Genomic DNA, 25,060 nt, shown 5'->3' with positions numbered 1-25,060 from the left:
GGTAACCGGGTGGGCCGGCCGGCGCGTACAGCGGGCCGGGGTCAGGCGGCCCGGCGACGCGACAGCACGAGGTTCGCCACCGCCGCGACCACCACGACCGCCGCAGCCCCGGCGGGCATCGCCATCGCCGTGGCCGCGCCGAGCTGCTCGGCGACGTCCCCGGTCACCGCGGACGCGACCGACTGCCCGACGATCACCGCGGACCCGAGGATCGTCATGGTGGTGGCCGAGCGCCCCACCGGCGAGCGGTCGGAGCCGAGGGAGTACTGCGTCACGAGGGTGGGCCCGATGCCGATGCCCATCACCCCGAGCACGATCGCGACCGCGAGCACCGACCCGGCCTGGGAGAACGCCACGGCGCCCCCGAACAGGACGACGCCGAAGACCAGCCAGCGCCAGCCGAGCCGGAACGCCGCGGGGAACGCCGCCGAGCCGAGCGCGAGTCCGGCCGAGCCGATGCCCATCAGGCCGTAGAGCAGTCCGGCCCGGGACGCCCCGCCGTGCGACTCCATGAAGGCGGTGAGGGACGTGAGGGTGGCGCCGAAGAACAGCCCGACGCCGAGGATGCCGAGCACCACGACGATCAGCCGGGGCTGCAGCAGCTCGCGCGCGGGTGCCGGCGTCCGGTGTCCGGAGTCGGCGACGACGAGCCGCCCGGTGGGGTGCAGCGCGAACGCCGTGACGAACACGAAGGTCAGGAGGGCGGCTCCGGCGACGGCCAGCCACGGTGCCACGGCACTCGCGAGCACCCCGACCAGGAACGGTCCGATGATGAAGACGGTCTCGTCGGCGGCGGACTCGTACGCCATGGTCCCGCTGATGACCTTGTCGTGCCGGGCGGGTGCCATCCGCGCGCGGACGATCGCGACGAGCCGGGTCCGCGACATCGGCGCGACCTGGGGTGCGGAGGCCCCGATGAGGAACGACATCGCGAGGACGGCGAGGTCCGGGGCGGTGCTCGCGACCACGATGGGCAGTGTGCCGAGCAGGACGCCGTTGAGGAGCCCGACCGGGACGAGCACCGCTCGCTGACCGAGACGGTCGGCGGCGGCACCGACCATGGGGCCGAAGATCGCCGAGCCGATGCCGACGAACGCCGAGTTCACGCCGCCGAGGGCGACCGAGTCACGCGATGCGACGACGAGGGTCAGGACCCCCACGACCATCATGGCGAAGGGGAGCCGCGCGATGAACGCGATCGGGAAGTACCACCGCCCGGCGTGCGCGATCAGGGTGGTGGGTCGTGCTTGGTGGAGCATGGGGAGTGCCTTCTCGGCCCGGCCGTCGTGGGCGGCGGGCCCATCGGGTGCCGCCGCTGTCCGTCGCTCCCGAACGGGTCGACGGCCGGTAGATACACGCTGCGTGTTCTGCTTGCCCGCCCAGGGTACCAACCGGGCGGCGCCGGTCGTCAGCGCTGGACGAGTGCGCAGATGCCCGCGTGGACGAGCATGACCGGGACGGCGACGGCGTGGGGCAGCTCGGCGGCGCGGCGCTCGAGGCCGGACAGCACGCGGTCGAGCACCGGGTTGTCGGTCGGCGCAGGCCAGTTGGACGAGACGGGGCGGGCGAGGTCCTGGTGTGCGAGGAGGGTCATGGCGGGTTCCTGTCTTCCGTGCCGACCGGGTGTCGGCTTGTGATGTACAACATATTGCCGGTGCAATCACATGTCAAGTGCTAGAAGAAAGTAGGATCTCGACCATGGTGGAGATCCCCGCGCCGAAGCCGACCGACCTGCTCACGATCGGGGATGTCGTGCGCCGGACGGGCGTCGCGGCCTCGGCGCTGCACTTCTACGAACGCAAGGGCCTGATCCACCCGGAGCGCACCGCGGGCGGCACCCGGCTGTACCCGCGCCACGTGGAGCGGCGGATCGCGATCATCCAGGTGGCGAAGCGGCTCGGCATCCCCCTCGCCGAGGTCGCGGAGCAGTTCGCCGCGCTCCCGACCGACCGCATGCCGTCCCTGCGTGACTGGGCGCTGCTCAACGAGCGGTGGCGCGCACGCCTCCGGGCACGCCAGCTGGAGCTCGAGCGGCTGCAGCAGGAGATGACGCAGTGCATCGGCTGCGGCTGCGTGTCGTTGAACGCCTGCCTCGTCGTGAACCCCGGCGACACCCTCGGCGACGACGGTGCCGGGGCCCGCCGGCTGCTGCCGATCGAGGACTGACCGGTGGACCGGCGGTCGCGGATCGCTGACCGGTGGACCGGCGGTCGCGGATCGGCCGCCGGGGGCTCAGCCCTCGGTGACGCGACGCGGGGCGGGGCCGCGCAGGAACGGGACCTTCGGCATGAGCCAGTCGACCCAGACGACGCGGACGCCCGGCGCGACGGCGAGCGACCACAGGATCGACGCGGCGGCGTCGGTCGGGAAGTGGACCGCGTCGATCGTCACCGAGAAGAAGACGACCACGATCGCGACGGTGCCGAGCACGACCGCGAGCCGGTGCCACTTCGTGTGCCGGAGCAGCAGGACGAGCGCGATGACGAAGGCCGTGATGTACACGGTGTGGCCGCTCGGGTACGACGGGTCCGGCTGCACCGGGTACGGGTGCGGCAGGACCGAGACGTCCGGCCGCGCGCGGTGCACGATCTCCTTGACGACGGCCGACGGGATCCACGTGATCGCGATCGTGCCGCCGAACGCGAGCGCCGGGCGGAGGTCACGAGCACGCCACCAGATCACCGCGGCGAGCACGACGGTGATGGCGATCGCCGGCACCGGGCTGATCACGTGGTAGACCGCGGTCGTAAACGCACCGAGTGCGCCGGTGTGCAGCTGGTTGAGGGCCTTCGCGAGCCCGAGGTCGACCGTGCCGAGCGTGAACCCGACGATCGTGATGACGACCACCGCGACGACCGCCACCACGATGTTCGTCAGCGGGTAGGGGCTGCGGACGAGGATCCCGTTCACGTCGGAGGCGCGGGGACGGGATCGCTGCGGGCTGGCGTCGTCGATCATCCGGCAATGTTCTCAGCAAACGCCGCCTCTGCCGCCCGGAGACCGCGCCGGGACGATCAGAGACCGTTCAGTGTTCTGCGCCGCCGGACTCGACGAGGTCCGGTCGCGGGTCGAGCGACTCGCGGACGACGACGTCGAGCGCCCGCACGAGGTCGTCGAGCGGGACGACGGGCAGGTCCGCGGTCCCGAAGCCCGGGGTCGCCGGGACGTGCACGAACCCGGCGCGCAGCCCGTCGCGACCAGCGAGGGACATCAGCTCGTAGAAGACCTGGTTGCAGGTGAAGGTGCCGGCGGTGTTCGACACGGCCGCCGGCACGCCCGCCGCTCGGAGTCCGGCGACGATGCGCTTGATCGGCAGGCCCGAGAAGTACGCCGCCGGCCCGTGCGGGTCGATCGGCTCGTCGACGGGCTGCTCGCCGGCGTTGTCGGGGATGCGGGCGTCCCGCACGTTGATCGCGACGCGTTCGGGCGTCACGGCAGCGCGTCCCTCCGCGAGGCCGGTCGCGACGACGACGGCGGGCCGGTGCTCGAGGATCGCGGCGGCGAGCCGCTGCCGGACCTCCGCGAACACGACGGGCAGGCGTTCGACCACCAGACGGGCGGGCCCGTCCCACGAGGCGGCGAGCGCCGACGCGGCGTCCCAGGACGGGTTGCCTGCGGCGCCGCCGAAGGGCTCGAAGGCGGTCAGCAGGACGGTCGGTTCGGTCGCGTCGGCCACGCACCCAGACTAGGCACTCGACGGACGGGAGGCACGGGGCGGCGCCGCCCCGTGCCTCCCGTCCGTCCGCTGGTCACCACCCGAGCGGTGCGCCGTCCTCGAGCAGCACGCCGGTCGGCGCCTGGGCGCCGGCGTCGGCGACCGCCGCGACTGTCGCCGCGCTGACGGCGACGGGGCGGCCGTGCGGGTTCTCGACCCGGCCGAACCCGGTGTCGGTGTAGCCGGGTTCCACGGCGACGAAGCGCACCTCGGGGACGGCGCGCGCGTACTGCACCGTGAGCATGGAGACGGCGGCCTTCGATGCTCCGTAGACGATCGCCTGGTACTGCGACGCCGGCTTCGCGGGGTCGTGGTTCGCGGCGAACGATCCGAGCGCGCTCGCGAGGTTCACGACGATCGGAGCGTCCGAGCGGCGGAGCAGCGGCAGCGCGGCCTCGGTGGTGCGGACGATGCCGACGGCGTTCGTGTCGAACACCGCGAGCGCCTCGGGCCCGCTGCGGGCATCGGCGCCGATGCCGGCGTTGTTCACCAGGACGTCGAGTCCTCCGTCGGCCGAGACGGTCGCGAACGCGGCGGTCACGGAGTCGTCGTCGCGGACGTCGAGCTGGACGGCCCGGGCACCGAGCTCCTCGGCCACCCTGCTGCCGACGGCGAGGTCGCGGGCGCCGATCCAGACGGTGTGTCCGGCGGCGACGAGTCGGCGGGCGGTCTCCTTGCCGAGGCCTCTCGTTGCCCCGGTGACGAGTGTCGTGGTCATCGGCCCAGCCTCGGTCGGTGTCGCGGGCGGCGGCAGTCGTCCCGTCGTCCTGGGACCGGCGGACCCAGGACACCGCACCGTCGACGTCGCACACTGGGACGGTGCACCACTCCGAGTTCGGCCGGACGCTCCGGCGGCTGCGCGACCACGTCGCACCCGAGACCGTCGGCATCGTCCCGGGCGGCCGGCGTCGGGCGGAGGGGCTCCGACGTGAGGAGCTCGCGGCGTTGGCCGGCATCTCGGCCGACTACCTCACGCGGCTCGAGCAGGGGCGGGCGACGGCACCGTCGGCGCAGGTCGTCGAGGCCTTGTCCCGGTCGTTGCGGGTGGCGGACGCGGAGCGCGAACTGCTGTTCCGGCAGGCGGGTCACGCGGTCCCGGGCGCGGACGTGGTGCCGTCGCGCATCCCGCCGAGCGTGCAGCGGCTCCTCGACCGGCTGGCGGACACCCCGTTCGTCGTGCTCGACGCCGCCGGGACGATCCTGACCGCGAACGCGCCCTACGACGCCCTGATGGGGCCCGTCGCCGCCCTGCGGGGGCACGAGCGGAACGCGACCTGGCGGCACCTCGTCGGTCCGGGTGGTCGCGCGGTGCACGTCCCCGAGGAGCAGCGGGTGTTCGAGGCGTCCCTCGTCGCGTCGCTGCGGTTGACGGCGGCACGCTACCCGCGGGACCGCGGCCTGCGGCAGCTCGTGCGCGACCTGCGTGCGGCGAGCCCGCGCTTCGTCGAGCTCTGGGACGCCGGTGGCTCACCACCGCCGCGCGACTCGGGGCGCCGGAAGACGATCCTCCACCCCGTGGTGGGCGCGATCACCGTCGACTGCGACACCCTGCAGATCGCGACGGACGACCTCACGGTGATGGCCTACACCGCGGAGCCGGGCACCGAGGACGCCGAGCGGCTCGCCCTGGCGGTCGTGCTCGGGACGCAGTCGCTCGTCGACTGAGGCGCGGGGTCAGTCCGCGACGTCGAAGACCACGACGCGATCGCTCCCTGCGCGGATGTGCTCGGCGACCGGCTGGTGCTCGGGATGGGGCAGGTACGCGTCGAGGGCCGCGCGGTCGCGGAAGCGCACGACGAGCATCCAGTCGAAGCCGCCCTCGAGCCCCTCGGTGCTGACGCTGGTGCCGGAGCGCACCGAGTCCACGCCGTCGATGCGGGTCAGGTGCTCCTGCGCGAGAGCGTCGGCCCGCACTGCGTGGTCGCCCTCCCCGCTCCACGTCACCAGCACCACGTGCGTCACACCGCCGGTCGTCATCGGTGGGCCTCCGCGCGCTGCTGGATGCCGACGAGGACCAGGAAGAGCAAACCGATGTCGAGGATGACGAGCGGGCTGACGAGCGAGCCACCGCCGGTCAGTGCGAGGACGATCTCGACCACGACCCACGTCTCCATGACCGGGACCGTACTCATGTGCAGCACTCGCTGTACGCGGTGTTCCCCGATCGACGAACTGCAGGGGGTTCCGTGTGGATCCGGACACGAAAGAGCCACCGCTGCTCCGGGTGGTGCACCATGGAGCTACTCGTCCGATCCTCTTGCTCGAGAGACCCATGCTCACCACCGCCACCCCCCGTCGCCGGCTGCTGTTGCAGGCCACGGCGACCCTGGCGTTGCTGCTGCTGGTCGGGTTCACGGTCCTGATGCACTCGATGGCCGGTCACACCGCCGGCCACGAGCACACGATGGGCTCCCCCGCGTCCACCGCCGAGCTCGGCCACGTCGCGGGCCCCGGTCACGGCGAGCACGCGGCACCGGCGACCACGGTGATGATGATCCTCACCGACGCGAGCTGCGACAGCGGCCTGTGCGAGCTGATGTGCTCCCTGATGGGCATGGCGTGCGCGCTGACGATCGCGCTGTTCACATGGGCGCTGCTGCGCGTCCGGACCGGCGGCGTCCTCCACCTGCTCTCGCGACTGCTCGCCCTCGCTGACCGGCTACCACGCACGATCGCGCCACCGAGACCCCCGTCACTGACAGCGTTGCAGATCATCCGCATCTGATCCGCCCCGGTGGAGCCCGCATCACCGCAGGTGCGAGTTCCGCATGCCCAGATCCGGGAGGCGTCCGCCTGCCCGGAACACCTGACGCATCCACGGGAACGGAAGATCATGCACACCACCACCACCACGCGCGCCCTCGCCGTCGCTGCCGCGCTGACCCTCGGCCTCACCCTCGCCGGATGCTCCACGGGCAACAGCGGCTCCGACACGGGCTCGTCCTCGTCCGCGTCCTCGACGTCGGCCGCAGCGGCGCACAACCGCCAGGACGTCACCTTCGCGCAGATGATGCTGCCACACCACGAGCAGGCCGTCTCGATGAGCGACACGCTCCTCGCCAAGGGCTCCGGTGTCGACACCGACGTCGCCGCCCTCGCGAAGCAGATCACGGCCGAGCAGTCCCCGGAGATCGAGCAGCTCACCAGCTGGCTCCGGGCCTGGGGCGAACCGACCGAGATGCCCAGCATGTCCGGGATGTCGGGCATGATGTCGGACTCGGACATGCGGGACCTCGACCAGGCATCCGCGAAGGACGCCGGGAAGCTCTACCTCGAGCAGATGATCCAGCACCACGAGGGCGCCGTCGAGATGGCGAAGACCGAGGTCGAGAAGGGCGAGAACACCGACGCCGTGAAGCTGGCGAAGTCGATCGTGTCGAGCCAGACCGAGCAGATCCAGCAGATGCAGGACATGCTCGCCTCCCGCTGAGACCCGACGTCGGTCGTACCGCGCTACACCGCTGAGTCCTCCACCACGACGGGCCCAGACGCGAACACCCGGTCACGCACCTGCGCGGCGGCACCGAGCGCCACCGCGTCGGCGCCGAGGGCCGACTGGGCGAACCGGATCGGCGCGCCGCTGACGGGCGGCTCGGCGGCGACCGCGGCGGCCACGGCCGGTTCGAGGAGGTCCCACGAGCGGGCGATCCCCCCGCCGATCACGACCGTGGTCACGTCGAGGATCCCCGCCGTGAGCAGCGCTGCACGCGCGAGGCCCCATCCGGCGTGCTCGAACACGGCAGCGGCGTCGGCGTCCCCGGCTCGCGCGGCCTCGGCGACCCCGAGCGCGGTGGTCCGTCGCCCGGAGCGCTCGGCGTAGCGGTCGGCGATGCCCCGCGCACCCGCCAGGGTCTCGAGGTGCCCGACCTGCCCGCACGTGCACGGTGCGTCCCCGAAGCCCGGCACGTGTCCGATCTCCCCAGCTGCTCCGCGGGGTCCCGCGAAGAGCCGCCCGCCGAGGACGAGCGCCCCGCCGACACCGGTCCCGAGGGTCATCCCGAGCACGTCGGCCTGGCCGGCGACGGCACCGGTGGCGACCTCGCCGAGCAGGAACGCGTTCACGTCGTTGTCGAGCGTCGCGGGCACCCCGAGGGCGGCCGTCACCGCGGCCGTCACTCCGAACCCCGCCCAGCCGGTGAACGAGTTGCCGGTCACGAGCACAGTGCCGGTCGTCGCGTCGACCACGCCGGCGGCACCCACCCCGACACCCGTCAGGGAGGCCCGGTGCCGGTCGAGCAGGTCCGTCACGGCCCCGAGGGCGGTCGCGACGATCGCCGCCCCGCCGGCGTGCGCTGGGGTCGGCAGGTCGACGCGGTCGACGACGTCGAGGTCGGTCGTGGTGAGCAGGACCTTGGTGTTGGTGCCGCCGACGTCGACACCGGCGAGGACCGAGCCGCTCACGGGGCGACCGCCGCGAGGGTCGCGAGCCGGTCTGCCCGGCGCTGCCGTTGCACCACGGGGTCGGGGACGGGGACGGCGGCGAGGAGCCGTCGGGTGTAGTCGGTCTCGGGGTGCACGAGCGTGGCGGTGCACGCGCCCTGCTCCTCGATGACGCCCTGCCGCATCACCACGACGCGTTCGGCGAACTCCTGCACGACGGCGAGGTCGTGGGAGACGAACAGGCAGGCGAAGCCGAGGTCGTCCTGCAGCTCACGGAGCACCTCGAGCACGGTCTCCTGCACGCTCACGTCGAGTGCGCTGGTCGGCTCGTCCGCGACCAGGAGCCGCGGGGACAGGACGAGCGCGCGGGCGAGGGAGACCCGCTGCCGCTGCCCGCCGGAGAGCTCCCGCGGTGCACGGGCGGCCAGGGCACGGGGTAGCCGGACCGCGTCGAGCACCTCGTCGATGCGGCGACGGCGGTCGGCGGACGACATCCCGCGACGGTGGACGGCGAGCGGCTCCGCGATGCACTCGGCGACGGACATCCGGGCGTCGAGCGACGCGACGGGGTCCTGCAGCACGACGCCGATCCCGGACCGGAGTGCCCGGCGGTCGCGTCCGCGGGCACGGGCGAGGTCGGTGCCGAAGAGGTGCACGCTGCCGGAGGTCGGCTTCTGCAACCCGAGCGCGACCCGCGCCGCGGTCGACTTCCCGGAGCCGGACTCGCCGACGAGGCCGACGGTCTCGCCGGTGTGCACCACGACGTCGATACCGCGCAGGGCGTGCACGGCGCGCGCCCCGCGCCCGAACGTCACCGAGACGTCCCGCAGGTCGACCACCGGGGCCGGGTCGGGCCTCCCGGCCGGGTCGGACGCACCCGGAGCACCGGACGGGGCCGTCGCGTCGGGCGCGACCCGCTCGCCCACGCCGACCTGCAGCCGCGGGACGGCGGCGAGCAGCCGCTTCGTGTACTCGTGCCCGGGACGGAGCAGGACGTCCTCCACGCCCCCGGTCTCGACGATCTCGCCCTGCAGCATGACGGCCACGCGGTCCGCGAAGTCCGCGACGACGCCCATGTTGTGCGTGACGAGCAGCACGCCGGTGCCGGTGTCGGCCGCCAGGGAACGGAGGAGCTCGAGGATCTCGGCCTGCACCGTGACGTCGAGCGCCGTGGTCGGTTCGTCCGCGATGAGCAGCTTCGGTTCGTTCGCGATCGCCATCGCGATGACGACGCGCTGCCGCTGCCCGCCGGACAGCTGGAACGGGAACGCCCGGGCGCGGTCGCGCGGTGACGGGATGCCGACGCGGTCGAGCAGGTCGACCGCGTGCGCCGCGGCCTCGGCGGCGGAGACGTCGCGGTGGTTCCGGATGACCTCCGCGATCTGCGCGCCGACGCGGGTGAGCGGGTCGAGGGCGGTCGCCGGCTCCTGGAAGACCATCGACACGGTCGACCCGCGCATCGACCGGAGCGCGGACTCCGGCGCGCCGACGATCTCGTGCCCGTCGACGACCGCACTGCCGGTCGCGGTGGCATTGCCGGAGAGCAGGCCCATCGCGGCGAGCGCCACGGTCGACTTGCCGGAGCCGGACTCCCCGACGAGCGCGAGGGTCTCCCCCGGTTCGACGTGCAGGGTGACGCCCCGGACGGCGTCGACGGGCCCCGACTCGGTCCGGAAGGAGACGCCGAGGTCGGTGGTGGTCAGGATGGACATCAGCGGCCCCTCACGTCGAAGGCGTCCCGGAGACCGTCGCCCACGGCGTTGAACGCGCAGACGACGAGGATTACGGCGAGACCCGGCGGCACGATGAGCCACCAGCGCCCCGAGTAGGCGGCGGTGAGTCCCGCCGACAGCATGCCACCCCAGTCGGTCGCGGGCGGCTGCACGCCGAGGCCGAGGTACGACACGTAGGCGACGAGCAGGATCGCGTCGGCCACCTGGAACGTCGCGGCCACGACGATCGTGGACACCGAGTTCGGCAGGAGGTGCTTGCCGATGGCGCGGGCGTGCGAGCCGCCGATGGCGCGGAGCGTGAGCACGTAGTCGCGGTTCTTCAGCGTCAGGGTCTCGGCCCGGACGAGTCGGGACGGCACCAGCCACGACACCAGGCCGAGGATGACGACGAGGCCCCAGACGCCCGGCGTGGTGATGGCGGAGATGACGAGGAGGATGAACAGCGCCGGGATGGCGATGCCCGCGTCGACCACGCGCATCATCACGGCGTCCACCCACCCGCCGACGTACCCGGCGACCGATCCCCAGAGCGTGCCGACGACGGTCGCGAGGACGCCGGCGGCGATGCCGACGAGCAGCGAGACCTTGCCGCCGTACATCAGGCGACCGAGGACGTCGTGGCCGACCGCGTCCGTTCCGAGCAGGTGGGCGCCGCCCGGGGCGAGGTTCACCTGGGACAGCTGGGTGTGCGTCTGGTCGGTCGGGTACAGCAGCGGTCCGACGAAGCAGAACAGCACGACGGCGACGATGACGACGAGGCCGATGACCGCCAGGGTGTTGTGCCGGAAACGACGGACGGCGAGCCGGAGGCCGGTGGAGGCGACGGCGACGGGGGCGGTGGGTGCCTCCGGCGGGACCTGGACGGTGGTCATGCGAGGACTCCCTTCAGGTCGCAGGTGGACGCAGCGTCGATGCGGGACGTGACGGTGGTCATGCGCGGCCCGCCTTCACTCGGGGATCGATGAGGGACTGCGCGACGTCGGCGAGCAGCGTGCCCATGACGGTCGCGATCGAGATGACGAGGACGCACCCGAGGAGCGTCGGGTAGTCCGACGTCTGGGCCGCGTTCCAGAAGAGCAGGCCCATGCCGGGGTAGTTGAACAGCTGCTCGGTGACGAGCGCCCCGCCGAACAGCACCGGCAGGTAGTAGCCGAGCATCGCGACGACGGGGGTGAGCGAGTTCCGGAAGACGTGCCGCCGGAGGATCGTCGCGGTCGAGGCGCCGCCGGCGCGGGCGGTGCGCACGTAGTCCTCCTGGAGGTTCTCGAGCGTCGCGGCCCGCATGTACCGGCTGAAGACCGCGATCATCGCGAGCGCCCCGGTGACGACGGGGAGCACGAGGCCGGCCGGGTCCTGGAAGACCTCGGCGAGGGTGGAGCCGCTCGGCGCCTGCGACGGCAGCCACGGCAGCTGCTGGCTGAACACGATGATGAGCACGAGGCCGAGGAAGAACACCGGCGTGGAGTAGAACACGAACGCGAGCGCCGTCGCCGCGTAGTCGACCGCTCCGTTGCGGCGGACGGCCTGCCACATGCCGACCGGGATCGCGATGACGAGCCCGAGCACGGCGGACAGGCCGGTGAGCACGAGCGTCTTCGGCAGGCGCTCGACGATGAGCTGCGCGACCGGTTCGTTGAGGGTGTACGAGGTGCCGAGGTCACCGCTGAGCAGGCGTCCGAGGAACCGGACGTACTGGATCGGCAGCGGTTGGTCGAGGCCCTGGGCCTGGTTGAAGGTGGCGATCTGGGCGGGCGTCGCGGAGACGCCGAGGACGCCGCGGGCGGGGCCGCCCGGCAGGGCGTGCAGCAGGCAGAACACGACGATCGTGACGATGAGGACCACGGCGAGCGCTTGCAGCACGCGCCGGAGCAGGTACAGGGCTGTGGTCATGGGGCTTCCGTCATCGGGGTGGCTGGTGGGTGGGCCGGGAGGACGGTGCGGGTCGGACCCGCACCGTGCCTCCCGGCCTGGTCGCGTCAGCGACCTACTTCGACCACTTCCACTGCGCGGGGTGGAAGTTCGCGAGGGAGTCCTGGTCGAACCCGGTCAGCCCCTGCTTGACGACGGAGATCTGGTAGTCCGGCTCCGGCAGCCAGATCACCGGCAGGTCCTTCGCGACCGCGGCGCTGTAGTCCTGCACGGCGGTGGGGTCGGGCGAGGTCGTCGTCGCGTCGATGAGCTGGTCGACCTCCTTGTTCGAGTACGACCCGAAGTTCGCCGAGCCGCCGGTCTGGAACAGCGACTCACCGGTCGGGTAGGCGGGGAAGTACCAGCTGCCGGCGGTGCCGAAGAACGACAGGTCCCAGTCGCAGCTGGCCTGGTCGCTCGTGCAGGTCGGGGTCTGCGAGAGGACGCTCGACACCGGCGCGGTCTTGATCGTGAAGCCGATGCCGGTCTTCGCGAGCGAGGACTGGATCGCGCTCATCATGTTGTCGGTGACGTTCGACCCGGACTGCGAGAGCACGTTCATGGTGAACTTCGTGCCCTTGGTGACGCCGTCGCCGCACTGGCTGTCGGACGTGCCCGGGTCGGTGCAGACCATCGTGCCGCCCTGCTCCGTCCATCCGTGGCTGGTCAGGAGCGCCTTGGCCTTCGACGTGCTGAACGGGTACGGGTTGTCCTTCTGGACGCTCGACACGTAGTCGGACTCCTGCGCCTGCGGGATCGGACCGTAGGTCGAGGTGGCGGTGCCGTTGAACACGACCTTCGACAGCGAGGTCTGGTCGATCGACATCTGCACGGCCTGACGGGCGTACAGCTGCTTGAAGACGGCCCCCATCGTCGGGTTGTTGAAGTTGTACGGCATGTACGTGATCGCCCATCCGGTCCAGGGCTTCACCTCGTACCCCTTGGACTCGAACGACGCCTTCTGGTCCATGTCGGTCGCGTTGATGTAGCCGTAGTCGACGGCACCGGACCGGACCGCGTTGACCTCGGCGTCGGCCGAGGTGAACGGCAGCAGGTTCACGGTCGTGATGGACGGCTTCTCGCCGCCGTCGTACTTCTTGTTCGCGGTCAGGGTGACCTTGCCGGCCGTCGAGAACGAGCTCACCCCGTACGGCCCGGAGATCGTCTTCCAGAGGTCGTCGGTGGCGTAGTCGCCGATCTTGCCGGCAGCGGTGTTGAGGTACTTCCACACCTGCTTCGCACCGTCGGTCGTCTCGTCGGCGTTGCCCACCGAGCCGCTCGCGCTCGTCTTGTCCCACGCGTGCTGCGGCAGCGGGATGATGTGGCTGAGCTGGTTGGCGAGCATCCAGTCGGGGTTGTACGCCTTGTCGAAGGTGATCGTGAAGTGCGTGTCGTCGACGGCCTTGAAGGACGTCCAGTTGTCGGGGGCCTTGCCCTCGGAGTACGACCCCCACTGGTCCTTGTTCGCCTTGATCAGGTTGAACCAGAACTCGACGTCGCGGCTCGTGATCGGCTTGCCGTCCGACCAGTGCCGGTCGCCGAGGGTGATCGTCACGCTCTTCGAGTCGTCGGCGAACTTCGCGTCCGTCGCGACGGAGCCGGCCTTGTTCCAGGCGATCTTGCCGGTGGAGCCGTCGTAGGCGACGAGGGGCTCGTAGAGCGACTGGGCGATCGAGCCGTTGTTCGTGTTGAGGTGCGCGGCGGTGCCGATCGGCAGGATCCAGTTCGGCGTGAAGTTGGCGGGGAGCGCGTAGTTGATCTCGTCGGAGTTGCTCCCGGACGAGGCGTTGCCCCCTCCGGAGCAGCCGGCGAGCAGCGCGCTCACGGCGATCGCGGCTCCGGTGAGGAGCGCCCAGCGACGGGGCTTCGACATGCGGTGTCTCCTTGTGCTTCAGGGTGGTGTGGTGCTTCGGGAGGTGCTGCCGGACAGTCAATGGCCAAACGCGTCGAAAAAACAAACATCTCTGTGTAAATAGTCTGTTACTGCCGTTCGGGCGAAAGGGTGGGATGAGCGTTCTGCCCGTTAGGCTCGCGGCGATCGATGGTCGTCGCACCTGTTTCGGCCGGATTGGAGAAAGTCGTGCCGGACCTCAGCGCCCGCGTGCTCGAACTCGTCGCGTCGGGACAGGCCTCGAGCCGCACCGAGATCGCGGCGCTGCTCTCCGCCGCGCCGTCGACGGTGTCGCACGTGGTCGGCCAGCTCCTCGCGCACGGCCTGCTCGCCGAGGAGGGCACCGACGTCTCCACCGGCGGACGCCCCCGCAAGGTGCTGCGCATCGGCGGCGCCGACGAGTACGCGGTCGCCGCGGACGTCGGCGGCGGGCACGCCCGGGTCGGCATCGTCCTGCCGGGAGGCGCGCTCGAGTCCGTCGCGAACGTCCCGTTCGCGCTCTCCGAGGGTCCGAGCGCGGGGTTGGCACGGTTGGCCGGGCTGCTCGAGCGGCTCGCGGACGAGCGCGGCCGTGCCGGCCTGCGCGGCGTCGGACTGAGCCTGCCCGGACCGGTCGACGTCGACGCCGGCGTGGTCGACCTGCCGAGCCGGATGCCCGGCTGGAACGGCTTCCCGGTCGCGGCGTGGCTCACCGAGCGCTTCGGGCTGCCGGCCGTGGTCGACAACGACGCGAACTGCATGGCGGCGGGCGAACAGACCGTGCAGGACCCGGCCAGGCGGCAGACCATCACGATCAAGGCCGGCTCCGCGATCGGGGCCGGCATCGTGATCGACGGCCGGCTCTACCGGGGCGCCACCGGCTCGGCGGGCGACATCACGCACGTCCGGATCGACGCCGCCGGCGACACCCCGTGCTCGTGCGGCAACACCGGCTGCCTCGAGACCGTGGCGTCCGGCGCCGCCCTCGTGCGGATCCTGTCCGCCGCGGGCGTCGACGTCGCGTCCACCGCCGACGTCGTCCGGCTCGCCCAGGACGCGCACCCGGAGACGACCCGCGCGGTGCGGCTCGCGGGCCGGTACCTCGGCGAGGTGCTCGCCGCCAACGTGAACTTCTTCAACCCCGACGCCGTCTACCTCGGCGGCATCCTCTCGACGCTCGACCCGTTCATCGCCGCCGTGCGGAGCCAGCTCTACGAGAGCTGCCACCCGCTGATGACGCAGCACCTGGCGATCGAGCCGGTGTCGCTCGGCGCCGACGCCGGGCTCGTCGGCGCCGGCCAGTTCGCCCTGCAGCGCGGACTCGCCGCGTCGCTCGAGGAGCTGTCGGCCCCCATCCCGCAGTCCACCACCAGGAACAGGAGCGTCCGTGTCTGAAGCCACGTCCGCCGCACGCCGTCCCGTCATCGCGATCGCGGGGCTCGCCATCGAGACCTCGACCTTCACGCCGACCCGCACCCTCGCGCCGGCGTTCCACCCCGACCGGGGCGAGGAGGTGGTCGCGCGGTACCCGTTCCTGGGTTCGTACGCGGACCGGGCGGAGTTCCGCGGTGCCCTCATCGGTCACGCGTTGCCGGGTGGTGTCGTCTCGCGGGACGCGTACGAGTCGCTCGCGGACGAGATCGTGTCACGGCTGGCGGCGATCGGTCCGGTCGACGGCCTCTGGTACGACATCCACGGCGCGATGGTCGTCGAGGGGCTCGACGACGCCGAGTCCGACCTGCTCGGCCGGATCCGGGCCGTGGTCGGTCCGGACGTGGTCGTGTCGGCGTCGATGGACCTGCACGGCAACGTCACGGCGGAGCTCGCACACCAGGTCGACCTCGTCACCTGCTACCGGATGGCCCCGCACGAGGACGCCCTCGAGACGAAGGAGCGGGCGGTCCGCAACCTCGTCGACGTGCTGACGACCCGGCCCGTCGGACAGCAGCGCCCGGTGAAGGCCTGGGTGCCGATCCCGGTGCTCCTCCCCGGCGAGCAGACGTCCACGCGGATCGAGCCCGCTGCGTCCCTCTACGCCCAGGTACCGGAGGTCGAGGCGACGCCGGGAGTCCTCGACGCGGCGATCTGGGTCGGGTACGCGTGGGCCGACCAGCCGCGGGACCGCGCGGTCACCGTCGTCACCGGGTGGGACCTGGACGCCGTCGCCGCGGGTGCCGAGCGGCTCGCGCGCGCGTTCTGGGACGTCCGCGAGGACTTCGTCTTCGTCGCACCGACGGGCAGCTTCGACGAGTGCCTCGCCGCAGCGCTCGCACCCGGGGCCGCGCACCCGTTCTTCGTCTCGGACTCCGGCGACAACCCGACGGCGGGCGGCTCCGGCGACATGACGTGGGGGCTCACGCAGGTGCTCGCGAACCCGGCGTTCGCCACGCCCGACGGCCCGACCGTCATCTACGCGAGCGTCCCCGGTGCCGAGGCGGTCGCCGCCGCGGTGGAGGCCGGCGTCGGTGCCACGATCACGGTGACCGCAGGCGCGGCGGTCGACGCGGTCCACGCCGGGCCGATCACGATGACCGGCCGCGTGCACGCCGTCAAGCACGGTGACCGTGACGCCGGCACCGAGGTGGTGCTACAGGTCGGGTCGGTGTTCGCGATCCTCACCGGGCAGCGGAAGCCGTACCACCACGAGCACGACTTCACCGACCTCGACCTCGACCCGCGCAGCGCGGACGTCGTGGTCGTGAAGATCGGGTACCTCGAGCCGGAGCTGTTCGACATGGCGGCCGACTGGATGCTCGCGCTCACGCCCGGCGGGGTCGACCAGGACCTCGAGCGACTCGGCCACCACCGGATCGCCCGCCCGATGTTCCCCTACGATCGGGAGTTCCCGTCGGCGCCCGACCTGGGCGCGCGGATCATCCCACCGTCGAACGAACCGCTCGGAGCCATCGCGTGACCACAGCCCCCGTCGCCCTCGAGATCGCGGTGACCTCCCCGTCCGGAGCGGTCGTCGCACGGGACGCCGGAGCCGACCGCGTCGAGCTCTGCGTCGGCCTCGAACTCGGCGGGCTCACCCCGTCGCAGGCGCTCGTCGAGACCGTGCACGAGACGGGCATCCCGGCACACGCGCTCGTCCGGTGCCGACCCGGCGGCTTCGTGCACACCGACGACGAGGTGGCCCTGATGGAGCGCGAGGTCCGCTCGGTCCTCCGCTCCGGTGCAGCCGGGGTCGTGGTCGGTGCGCTCCGTCCGGACCACACCCTCGACGAGGACGCCCTCCGACGCTTCGTGGACGCTGCCCGGTCCGTGAGCGCCGTCGCCGAGGTCACCCTCCACCGGGCGGTCGACCACGCGGCGGACCCGGTCGCCGCAGCGGGCACGCTCGCGAGCCTCGGCTTCACCCGGGTGCTGACGTCGGGGGCCGCGCCGTCCGCGCGCGCCGGCGTCGACGTGATCCGTCGGATGGTCGAGGCGGCCGGTCCCGTCCAGGTGATGGCGGGCGCGGGTGTCCGTCCCGCCGACGTCCCCACCCTGGTCGGCGCGGGGGTCGCCGCGGTCCACCTGTCGGCGAAGCGGCGCTCCGAGGAGACCGCGCACGGCGGGGTACCCATGGGCGGGTCGGACGACGGTGGCGCGCACTTCGTCACGGACGCCGCGGTCGTCGCCGCTGCCCGCCGAGCGATCGACGGCTGAGCCCGACCGATCCGCCCGCGGGCAACCTGGTGCGTCGCGGACCCTCCGGGGAGTCCGGGCTGGCAGCATGAGGGCATGGCGGACCGATCTGCGGGGCCGGTCGGTGGTCGCGGACGCCGCGCCTTCCGGAACCAGTTGGGGATCATCGCCGGCGTGCTGCCGGCGATCGCCTTCGTGCTCGTGGTCGACCGGGCCGAGTTCGGGGTCGCCGGCGCGGTCGGCATCGGGGTGCTCCTCGCCGCCCTCGTCGTCACGGCGTGGGTGCGGGAGCTCGACCGCCGGTGGTTCGCCGCGGTGCTGGCCGCCGACCTGGTCGGCATCGCCGTCATCCGCGCCGACGTGCCGAGCGTCGGGATCACGGTGCTCCTCGTCCTGCCCGCCCTCTGGGCCGGCTACGCGTTCCGGTGGCGCGGCGCGGTCCTCGTGACGATCGCCTCCACCGCGACCCTGTGGCTCGGCAGCCCGGACGAATGGGCGGTGATCGACCGGCTCGACACCGCACGGCTCGTGATCCTGCCGCTCGTGATCGGCGCGGTGAGCGGCACGGCTGCGGCGTTCGCCCTGCGGCAGGACGCCCGTGCACTGCTCCTCCGACGACAGACGGAGTTCGTCGAGCGGACCCTGCGCGAGGTCTCCGGACGCGAACGGCTCGTCAGCGCGGTGCTGGACGCCGTCGACTTCGACATCGTCGCGTTCGACGACGATCGGAACATCACGGTGTCGAACGGGCAGCGTCGGTCCGGGGTGCTCGACGACCTCGGCCACGCGACCGACGGCCACCCGGGTGGGGTCCTCGACAGGGTCTTCGCCGGCGCCGAGCTCGACGGCGAGCTGCTCACCGTCCGCCGTGGCGACGGCACCACCCGCACCTACACCGTCACCGCCCGGCAGTTCGTCACCGACGGCGAGCCCGGCGGCGTCATCGTCGCGCGTGACGTCACGGCCGAACGGGAGGCGATCGGAGCGCGGGACGACCTCATCGCGTCCGTCTCGCACGAACTCCGCACACCGGTCACCGCGATCCTCGGGTCGATCGAACTCGCCCGCGACGCAGAGGGGCTCGATCCGGACACCGAGCGGCTGCTCGAGGTGGCCTCCCGCAACGCGGAACGTCTCGTCGTGCTCGTCAACGGGATTCTGCAGTCCGCCCGCGAGGAACGGGTCGACCTGGTCCTCGCCCCGTGCGACCTCGTCGACGTCGCCCGCGCGGCCGTCGAGTCCGCGGAGCCGGTCGCGCTGGCCGCCGACGTCCGACTGACGCTGTCCCCGACGGCCCCCGCCACGGTCGAGACCGTCGCGGACGCGTTCCGGATCCGGCAGGTGCTCGACAACCTGATCAGCAACGCGGTGAAGTACAACCGACCGGGCGGCACGGTCGAGATCGGGTTGGCCGCGCACGGGGACCGCGTCTGGCTGACCGTCCGCGACGACGGGATCGGCATCGCGGACGCCGACCAGGACCGACTGTTCGAGCGGTTCTTCCGCGCCGAGGCCGTCCGTAGCTCCGGCGTGCACGGCACCGGGCTCGGACTCGCCATCTGCCGCGAGATCGTCCGGCGACACCGGGGCGACCTGACCATCACGAGCGAGCTCGGCGACGGAACGACGGCGACCGTCGTGCTGCCCCGTGACGCCGGAGCGACGACCGAGGAGCGACCGTGAACCCCCTGCTGTTCTGGACGGCGATCGGCACCGGCATCACGCTCTGCGGGGTCGCCGCCCGGTCGTGGACGCACGATCGCTCCCGCGCCCGACCGACCGTCGACCGCCGCCTGGTCGACCTGCTGCTCGCGGTGGTCGGCGGGTTCCTCGTGCTCATCGGCGCCGCCCTCCTCGCCGGTCCCTCGACGTCCGTGCTCGTCGTCCTGCTCGTCGTCCTGCTCGGGGTCGCGCTGCTCTGCCTCGCCGCCGGCCGCGGAGCCGCACCCGCCGACCCGTCCGGCGCAGACCACGAGCAGGTCCGCGGCGACGTCACGGACCTGCTCCGACGTGCCGACTACCACCAGCTCTCCCTGACGCTGCTGCGGGTCGGGATCGTGGACGCCCCGGACGTCGTCCGTGCGTTCGGCGAGGAGACGCTCGCGACCGGACTGCGGGACGTCGCTGCGGCGGTCCGCCGGTCCGCTCCGCCGGACGCGACGGTGTGGATGCCCGCCCGGGACGCCGTGGTCGTGGTCGTCCGCACCGACGACCTCGACATCCCCGCCCTGCGCGCGGAGGTGGAGACGGCGGTCGCCGAGGGTGCGTTCGTGGTCGCGACCGGGATGCGCCCCCTGCTCGAGTGGGCGCGCGCCGACTCGGACGAGCACGGCTACGAGCTGGCCGACCTCGAGCGTGCGGTGGGTGCCACGGCGCGCTGACGGCGTGTGCCGGGCCGCCGGGCCCCGACGATGTCCGCCGCGCGGCTGGCCCGGACGGGGCCTGCGCGGATCCAGAGCAGAACCAGAGGTGTTCCCGCGCCCTCCTCGCCGGGACCTCGCGGTCGCCCGGTGAGACTCGGTCACGACGGACCGACACCACCGTCACGGACCAGGAGCACACCATGACCATCGAGCGGGACACCACCAGCCCCCTGCACACCCCCCGAACCGACAGCCGCAGCGCCGCCGCCGCCCGGGTGGCGCGTGCACGCATCACCGAGGCGGTCGCCGAGCACTACACGAGCCGGTCGTCCGCCGGGCTCGCCGAGTCGGTGCTCGAGGACCTCGCGGCCCTGCCCGAGCCCCGCCCCGTCGTCGGGTGCGTCATCCCCGCCTACAACGAGGCCGAGAGCATCGCCGCCGTGCTCGACTCCCTCCTGTCGCAGACCCGACTGCCCGACGTGGTGCACGTGGTCATCAACAACACGACCGACGACACGTTCGAGATCGCCGCGCAGTACGCCGGCCCGCACACCGTGGGCGAGGGCGACGACGAGCAGCGCACCGAGGTCTACGTGCACGACATCGGGGAGAACCCGGACAAGAAGGTCGGCGCCCTGAACTACGGCTTCAGCCTCATCGAGGGCTGCGACTACATGCTCGGCGTCGACGGCGACACCACGGCACACCCGGACGCGGTCGAGCGACTCGTCGAGGAGATCGTCTCGGACGAGCGCATCGGCGGGATCTCCGCGATCTACTCGATCGACGACCGCCCGTTCCGGCGTCCGGTGCAGCGCTTCCTGATCGCCGGTCAGCGAGCCCAGTTCGCCGCCTTCAACATGCAGAACATGCTGAAGGGCCGGAACATGGCGGTCCTCGGCGGCCAGTTCTCGATCTTCTCGATGCGCGCGCTGCACGAGGTCATGGAGGTGAACCACCAGGGCTCGCCGTGGGTGAAGGACAGCGAGGTCGAGGACTCCCTGCTCTCGCTGCAGGTGAAGAGCGCCGGCTACCTGACGAAGATCAGCGCCCGCGCCCGTGCGGACGTCGGCGGCATGCACACGCTCCGCGGGCTCGACGCGCAGCAGGTGAAGTGGAACTTCGGGGCCATCGAGCTCATGTGGCCCGGCCAGCGCGGCGACACGAAGGGGCAGCCCTTCCACCCGAACCTCCGGCTGCGGTGGGTCGAGCACGCCTCGATGGTGGTGAACCTGACCACCCGGGTGCTGTTCGTGCTGCTCCTGGTCGCGTCACTCTCGATCGGGGCGTTCGTCTTCAGCCCGTTCTGGCTCATCCCCCCGGTCGCGGCAACGCTGCTCAACCTCCGCGTGGTGGCGTCGATGAAGCACCGGACCTGGAGCGACGTGCTGTTCGCGGCCCTCGTCGCGCCGGCCGAGGTCTACATGTGGATCCGGCTCGGGCACTTCCTGCGGGCGTGGACCCGGTTCGCCAGCAAGAAGCAGACCGACAACTGGGCCGAGCAGGCGAAGGCCGAGCGCGGCAGCGGCAACGGCTACCTCGCGCCGGTCGCGCTCGTCGTGCTGCTGATGGCTGCGGCCGTCGCCGGCTGGTTCCAGCTGGACGTCGCCGCGCAGTCGACGATCCTGCGCTTCGGCTGGCCGGTCCTCGCCGTCATCACGGTGCTGCAGACGGTGGGGATGCTCGCCAAGGTGCTGCGACGCCAGTTCGGCTACCGGGTCTGATGCCCGGTCCCTCAGCCGAGGAAGCCGGCATCCCCCGGGCCGGTCAGTCGGTACCCGACGCCCCGCACCGTCACGACGAAGCGCGGGGCGTTCGGGTCGTCTCCGAGCTTCCGACGGAGGTTCGCCATGTGCACCTCGACGTTGCGCCGGTCCGCATCGCCCACGAAGTGCGTCGTGACGTAGCTGTCAGCCCGGAGTGCGAGCGCGAGGTCGGCCTTGGAGCGGACGCGGCGCTTCGACTCGAGCAGCGTCGCGATGAGGTCGAACTCCGTCTTGGTCAGCTCGACCGACGCGTCGTCGACCTCGGCGAGCCGGGCGTCCAGGTCGAGTGCCAGACCGTTGTGCTCGACCCGGGTCCCGTCGCCGCCGACCGTGGCCGCCGGCCCGCCGGACCCAGCCGACGCGGGCGGACCCGGCACGGCCGGCCCCGACACGGGCGAACCCGACACGAGCGGACCCGACACGGGCGAGGCCACTGGCGCGGACACGGCGGGGGCGTCGGTGACCGACGGGACGGCGGGTGCCGCGTCCGGGACGGCCGGTGCCGCGTCCCCGGGGACGGCGAGCGGCGTCGATGCTCCCGCTTCCTCTGCTCGGGACGGGACGTCCGCGGGGGCGACCTCGCGCGGACGTCGGAGCATCGCGCCGAGCCTGGCCCGGAGCTCGCGCGGCCGGAACGGCTTGACGAGGTAGTCGTCGGCACCCGCCTCGAGTCCCTGCAGGACGTCGATCTCGTCCCCCATCGCGGAGATCATGACGATGTAGGTCCCGCTCGACCGGCGGATCCGCCGTGCGACCTCGAACCCGTCGATGCCCGGCAGCGACACGTCGAGCGTGGTGACGACCGGATCGTGCGCAGCGACGGCACGGACCCCGTCCTCGCCGTTGCCCGTCGTCACCGTCTCGAAGCCGGCCTGGATGAGCACCTGTTCGATCAGGTACCGGATGTCGAGGTCGTCCTCGATGATGACCGCGACCCGACGGTCGGTGGTGTCCTGCACGGTGTCCCGCCCCTCCTGCGACCTGCCCGCGGACCCGGAGGAGCACCGTGAACAGCAGCGTCATCGTCGTCGATGCCACCCCGACCGGGGACGACCACGACTGGATCACCAGTATGGGGTACGCGCACCGGGTGACGACCGTGTCCGGCTGGGCGGCCGCCCTGTCATCGCCGGAGTTCCCGGCCGCGACGGTGCTGCTCGCCTGTCTCGGCACCGGTTCGGATGCGGTGGCATCGATCGTGCGGACGTGCCGCGCCGTCGGTTCGCTCGTCGTCGTCGACGCATCGCGCCACGACGAAGGCACGGTCCGGGTCGCCGTCGCCGCCGGTGCGCGACGGTGGGACGGCTCGGCGGACACGGCGCCATCGGCGTTCCGACCGGGGAGGGGGGCGACGCTCGACCGGTAGGGGGGATCGGTCGAGCGTCGCCAGTCTCGGGATGACGGGTGGAGCAGGAGCCTCGGGCCCTCCTGCTTCAACGGTCAAGATACTTGATCATTGACCTGTTTGACCACTCGTATGCTTACCCCAAAGCGAGGGGTGACCCTGCAGGCCTCTCGCCCACGCCGCCGATGGGAGAACCCGTGGTCAGTCCTGGTCCGGACACCGACGCAGAGCGGCTCACCGCGTTCGACGCCGTCGCGCGTGCCAACGCCGTCCTCGTCCGGCAGCTGAGCGCCCGCGCCGGCGTGCACGAGAACGCGCTCCGTGCCCTCGTGCTCATCGACGACACGGGCTGGTCGACACCGACGGAGGTGGCGGGGTACCTCGGCCTGACCTCCGGTGCCGTGACGAACATGATCGACCGGATGACCGCAGCGGGACTCGTCGAACGCGTCGCGAACCCCGACGACCGTCGCGGAGCGCTGCTCCGCCTCTTGCCCGCGGGGGACGAGGTCGTCCGCGACCACCGCCGCCGCTTCGCGGCGGTCCTCGCTGCGGTCGACGCCGCCCACGGCGGCGACCTGGCGGCTGTCCTCACCGACCTGGCGACCCGCCTCTACGAACAGGCAGGTGACGTGGACCGCTGACCCGGCGGACTGGAGGCGCAGCACCCGCTGGCACCGCGCCTCCCGTCCGGAACGGGGTCACTGGACGCGCGAGGGCTCCTGCTCCTCGTCGTCGTCACCGGGGATGTGGACGTCCTGGACCGTGACGTTGACCTCGGCAACCTCCATGCCGACGATCTGCTCGAGGGCGCGGGACACATTGCCGCGCACGCCGTCGGCGACCTGCTGGAGGGCGACCGGGTACTCCGCGACGATCACGATGTCCGCGGCGACCTGCTTCTCGCCGACCTCGACCTTGACGCCCTGCCCGAAGTCGCGCTGGCCGATCGCGTCACGGATCGCGCCGATAGCACGGGCCGCGCCGGAGCCGAGCGAGTGCACGCCGTCGACCTCGCGGGCGGCGAGGCCGGCGACCTTCTCGACGACCGAGTCGTCGATCGAGGTGGTGCCGGTGGTCTGGGTGTCAGCCATGGTTCGGTCTCCTCCGTCCGGGTGCCCGCCGGGCCGATCCCGGCGGGTGCTGTCTGCTGATGGGACGCACCACCCAGACCGAACGTCACGCAGACCGCTGCGGACTCAGGGAAGACCCAGGGAGCGATCGCCCTCAGCCCCACACCCGGTCGGCGATCGCGACGACGCTGCGGACCTTCGCCCACTGTTCGTCCTCGGTCAGGACATTGCCCTCCTCGGTCGACGCGAACCCGCACTGCGGGCTGAGCGCGAGCTGCTCCAGCGGCGCGAACCGCGCGGCATCGCGGATGCGCTGCTCGACCACCGCCGGGTCCTCGAGCTCGCCGGTCTTCGACGTGACGAGCCCGAGCACGACGATCTGATCCCCGTGCGGCAGGTACTGCAGCGGCTCGAAGCCACCGGCACGGTCGCTGTCGTACTCGAGGAAGAACCCGTCGTAGCCGGTGTTGCCGAGCAGTTCCTCTGCGACGGGCTCGTACCCGCCGGACGAGATCCAGGTCGAGCGGAAGTTGCCCCGGCAGACGTGCGTCGTGACGACCAGGTCCGACGGCCGCCCGTCGAGCACGCGCCGGATCACGGACGAGAACCGTGCGGCGATGCCGTCGGTGTCGATGCCCCGCTCCCGGGCCTTCTCGAGCTCGACGTCAGAGCACAGGTACGCCCACGCGGTGTCGTCGAGCTGCAGGTAGCGCACCCCGACGGCGTGGAACGCGGCGATCGCGGCGCGGTACGCCGCGACGAGGTCCTCGGTGATCGCGGCGCGGTCGGCGTAGTGCTCGGTGCGGACCTGGTCGGCGTCGAGCCGGAAGTCGAACACCGTCGGTGACGGGATGGTGAACTTCGCGGCGACTCCGCGACGAGCGGCCTCCTGCACGACGAACCGTGCGTGCGCGAGGAACGGGTGGTCCGTCGGGAACGAGACCGGGCCGGTCACCCGGAGCCCTTTCGGCGTCGTGGTCACCCCCTGGAACGCGATGCCGTGGTCGAGCTCGACGACCTCGACGCCGTCCAGACCGCCCCAGAAGTCGAGGTGCCACCAGCTGCGGCGGGCCTCGCCGTCCGTGACGACCTGCAGCCCGGCAGCCTGCTGCGCGTCGGCGAGCGCCCGGACGGCCTCGTCCTCGACGGCGCGGAGGGCGTCGTCGTCGATCGTCCCGGCAGCGTGCGCGGCGCGGGCCTCCTGCACGGCAGAGGGGCGGAGGTAGCTGCCGACGACGTCGGCTCGGAACGGCGGTCGCTGGGACATGGGCCGATCG

At 72.2% G+C, this 25,060-nt stretch carries 27 protein-coding genes; 12 read left to right on the top strand and 15 right to left on the bottom strand.

Features of this window, described 5'->3' with window-relative positions:
• Window positions 1-41: 41 nt before the first annotated feature.
• Together Csp2054_RS10210 and Csp2054_RS10205 are read right to left on the bottom strand one after the other, a co-directional pair.
• Window positions 42-1,259, bottom strand: coding sequence for an MFS transporter (locus Csp2054_RS10210; RefSeq protein WP_096899211.1), 1,218 nt, complete (start codon window positions 1,257-1,259; stop codon window positions 42-44).
• A gap of 149 nt (window positions 1,260-1,408) precedes the next feature.
• The gene (locus tag Csp2054_RS10205) at window positions 1,409-1,594 is read right to left on the bottom strand and encodes a hypothetical protein (protein ID WP_096899210.1); all 186 of its coding nucleotides are present in this window, start codon (window positions 1,592-1,594) and stop codon (window positions 1,409-1,411) included.
• A 104-nt stretch (window positions 1,595-1,698) separates the two neighbouring features.
• On the opposite strand from Csp2054_RS10205, the gene soxR reads away from it, so the two are divergent.
• Window positions 1,699-2,166, top strand: a complete 468-nt coding sequence (soxR, locus tag Csp2054_RS10200) for a redox-sensitive transcriptional activator SoxR (protein WP_096899209.1) — start codon at window positions 1,699-1,701, stop codon at window positions 2,164-2,166.
• Window positions 2,167-2,232: 66 nt separating this feature from the next.
• Here soxR and Csp2054_RS10195 read toward each other — a convergent pair whose 3' ends face one another.
• From Csp2054_RS10195 to Csp2054_RS10185, 3 genes are all read right to left on the bottom strand, one after another.
• Window positions 2,233-2,958, bottom strand: a complete 726-nt coding sequence (locus Csp2054_RS10195; RefSeq protein ID WP_096899208.1) for a phosphatase PAP2 family protein — start codon at window positions 2,956-2,958, stop codon at window positions 2,233-2,235.
• 67 nt (window positions 2,959-3,025) lie between these two features.
• Window positions 3,026-3,676 carry a pyroglutamyl-peptidase I gene (gene pcp, locus Csp2054_RS10190; RefSeq protein ID WP_096899207.1) on the bottom strand — a complete coding sequence of 217 codons (651 nt, stop codon included), beginning with the start codon at window positions 3,674-3,676 and terminating at the stop codon, window positions 3,026-3,028.
• 73 nt (window positions 3,677-3,749) lie between these two features.
• A complete protein-coding gene (locus Csp2054_RS10185) occupies window positions 3,750-4,433 on the bottom strand; it encodes an SDR family NAD(P)-dependent oxidoreductase (RefSeq protein ID WP_096899206.1) in 684 nt (227 codons plus the stop codon).
• A 101-nt stretch (window positions 4,434-4,534) separates the two neighbouring features.
• Between Csp2054_RS10185 and Csp2054_RS10180 the strand changes: the two genes are divergently transcribed.
• Entirely contained in the window at window positions 4,535-5,380 is an 846-nt protein-coding gene (locus tag Csp2054_RS10180) for a helix-turn-helix transcriptional regulator (RefSeq protein WP_096899293.1), read from the top strand.
• A 9-nt stretch (window positions 5,381-5,389) separates the two neighbouring features.
• Here the strand turns inward: Csp2054_RS10180 and Csp2054_RS18100 are convergent, their stop codons facing one another.
• Both Csp2054_RS18100 and Csp2054_RS18095 read right to left on the bottom strand, forming a co-directional pair.
• Complete coding sequence (locus Csp2054_RS18100) at window positions 5,390-5,692, bottom strand: Dabb family protein (protein WP_176491651.1); 303 nt, start codon at window positions 5,690-5,692, stop codon at window positions 5,390-5,392.
• Entirely contained in the window at window positions 5,689-5,829 is a 141-nt protein-coding gene (locus Csp2054_RS18095) for a hypothetical protein (RefSeq protein WP_176491650.1), read from the bottom strand. The genes Csp2054_RS18100 and Csp2054_RS18095 overlap by 4 nt, the downstream gene beginning before the upstream one ends.
• Window positions 5,830-5,987: 158 nt before the next feature.
• On the opposite strand from Csp2054_RS18095, the gene Csp2054_RS10170 reads away from it, so the two are divergent.
• The gene (locus Csp2054_RS10170; protein WP_096899204.1) at window positions 5,988-6,440 is read left to right on the top strand and encodes a hypothetical protein; all 453 of its coding nucleotides are present in this window, start codon (window positions 5,988-5,990) and stop codon (window positions 6,438-6,440) included.
• Window positions 6,441-6,548: 108 nt separating this feature from the next.
• The gene (locus tag Csp2054_RS10165; RefSeq protein ID WP_096899203.1) at window positions 6,549-7,145 is read left to right on the top strand and encodes a DUF305 domain-containing protein; all 597 of its coding nucleotides are present in this window, start codon (window positions 6,549-6,551) and stop codon (window positions 7,143-7,145) included.
• Window positions 7,146-7,168: 23 nt separating this feature from the next.
• On the opposite strand, the gene Csp2054_RS10160 is transcribed toward Csp2054_RS10165, so the two are convergent.
• The 5 genes from Csp2054_RS10160 to Csp2054_RS10140 form a co-directional block, all read right to left on the bottom strand.
• Window positions 7,169-8,116, bottom strand: a complete 948-nt coding sequence (locus Csp2054_RS10160) for an ROK family protein (protein WP_096899202.1) — start codon at window positions 8,114-8,116, stop codon at window positions 7,169-7,171.
• Entirely contained in the window at window positions 8,113-9,807 is a 1,695-nt protein-coding gene (locus Csp2054_RS10155) for a dipeptide ABC transporter ATP-binding protein (protein ID WP_096899201.1), read from the bottom strand. The genes Csp2054_RS10160 and Csp2054_RS10155 overlap by 4 nt, the downstream gene beginning before the upstream one ends.
• Complete coding sequence (locus Csp2054_RS10150; protein ID WP_096899200.1) at window positions 9,807-10,700, bottom strand: ABC transporter permease; 894 nt, start codon at window positions 10,698-10,700, stop codon at window positions 9,807-9,809. The genes Csp2054_RS10155 and Csp2054_RS10150 overlap by 1 nt, the downstream gene beginning before the upstream one ends.
• A 58-nt stretch (window positions 10,701-10,758) precedes the next feature.
• Window positions 10,759-11,718, bottom strand: coding sequence for an ABC transporter permease (locus Csp2054_RS10145; protein ID WP_096899199.1), 960 nt, complete (start codon window positions 11,716-11,718; stop codon window positions 10,759-10,761).
• Between the two features lie 94 nt (window positions 11,719-11,812).
• Entirely contained in the window at window positions 11,813-13,609 is a 1,797-nt protein-coding gene (locus Csp2054_RS10140; protein WP_096899198.1) for a peptide ABC transporter substrate-binding protein, read from the bottom strand.
• A 207-nt stretch (window positions 13,610-13,816) separates the two neighbouring features.
• Here Csp2054_RS10140 and Csp2054_RS10135 point away from each other — a divergent pair, with 207 nt between their 5' ends.
• From Csp2054_RS10135 to Csp2054_RS10110, 6 genes are all read left to right on the top strand, one after another.
• Window positions 13,817-15,001, top strand: a complete 1,185-nt coding sequence (locus Csp2054_RS10135; RefSeq protein ID WP_217990904.1) for an ROK family protein — start codon at window positions 13,817-13,819, stop codon at window positions 14,999-15,001.
• The gene (locus tag Csp2054_RS10130) at window positions 14,994-16,520 is read left to right on the top strand and encodes a M81 family metallopeptidase (protein WP_096899196.1); all 1,527 of its coding nucleotides are present in this window, start codon (window positions 14,994-14,996) and stop codon (window positions 16,518-16,520) included. Before Csp2054_RS10135 ends, Csp2054_RS10130 begins: the two co-directional genes overlap by 8 nt.
• Window positions 16,517-17,257, top strand: coding sequence for a copper homeostasis protein CutC (locus tag Csp2054_RS10125; protein WP_096899195.1), 741 nt, complete (start codon window positions 16,517-16,519; stop codon window positions 17,255-17,257). The genes Csp2054_RS10130 and Csp2054_RS10125 overlap by 4 nt, the downstream gene beginning before the upstream one ends.
• Before the next feature lie 75 nt (window positions 17,258-17,332).
• Window positions 17,333-18,919, top strand: a complete 1,587-nt coding sequence (locus Csp2054_RS10120; protein ID WP_096899194.1) for a sensor histidine kinase — start codon at window positions 17,333-17,335, stop codon at window positions 18,917-18,919.
• The gene (locus Csp2054_RS10115; protein ID WP_096899193.1) at window positions 18,916-19,617 is read left to right on the top strand and encodes a hypothetical protein; all 702 of its coding nucleotides are present in this window, start codon (window positions 18,916-18,918) and stop codon (window positions 19,615-19,617) included. Before Csp2054_RS10120 ends, Csp2054_RS10115 begins: the two co-directional genes overlap by 4 nt.
• A gap of 182 nt (window positions 19,618-19,799) precedes the next feature.
• Entirely contained in the window at window positions 19,800-21,323 is a 1,524-nt protein-coding gene (locus Csp2054_RS10110) for a glycosyltransferase family 2 protein (protein ID WP_096899192.1), read from the top strand.
• An 11-nt stretch (window positions 21,324-21,334) separates the two neighbouring features.
• Here Csp2054_RS10110 and Csp2054_RS10105 read toward each other — a convergent pair whose 3' ends face one another.
• Entirely contained in the window at window positions 21,335-22,324 is a 990-nt protein-coding gene (locus tag Csp2054_RS10105; RefSeq protein WP_096899191.1) for a response regulator transcription factor, read from the bottom strand.
• A gap of 47 nt (window positions 22,325-22,371) precedes the next feature.
• On the opposite strand from Csp2054_RS10105, the gene Csp2054_RS10100 reads away from it, so the two are divergent.
• On the top strand, window positions 22,372-22,731 hold the full coding sequence (locus Csp2054_RS10100) for a hypothetical protein (RefSeq protein ID WP_096899190.1): 360 nt from the start codon (window positions 22,372-22,374) through the stop codon (window positions 22,729-22,731).
• Between the two features lie 176 nt (window positions 22,732-22,907).
• Window positions 22,908-23,354 (top strand): MarR family winged helix-turn-helix transcriptional regulator, encoded by a 447-nt coding sequence (locus Csp2054_RS10095; RefSeq protein WP_317951662.1) that lies wholly within the window; start codon window positions 22,908-22,910, stop codon window positions 23,352-23,354.
• A 57-nt stretch (window positions 23,355-23,411) separates the two neighbouring features.
• Here Csp2054_RS10095 and Csp2054_RS10090 read toward each other — a convergent pair whose 3' ends face one another.
• Window positions 23,412-23,804 carry an Asp23/Gls24 family envelope stress response protein gene (locus Csp2054_RS10090; RefSeq protein ID WP_096899188.1) on the bottom strand — a complete coding sequence of 131 codons (393 nt, stop codon included), beginning with the start codon at window positions 23,802-23,804 and terminating at the stop codon, window positions 23,412-23,414.
• 133 nt (window positions 23,805-23,937) lie between these two features.
• The gene (locus Csp2054_RS10085; protein WP_096899187.1) at window positions 23,938-25,050 is read right to left on the bottom strand and encodes a 5-methyltetrahydropteroyltriglutamate--homocysteine S-methyltransferase; all 1,113 of its coding nucleotides are present in this window, start codon (window positions 25,048-25,050) and stop codon (window positions 23,938-23,940) included.
• Window positions 25,051-25,060 lie beyond the last annotated feature (10 nt).

This window comes from Curtobacterium sp. 'Ferrero', assembly GCF_002412165.1.
Classification (GTDB): Bacteria; Actinomycetota; Actinomycetes; order Actinomycetales; family Microbacteriaceae; genus Curtobacterium.
This window is presented reverse-complemented; position numbering and strand designations above follow the sequence as displayed.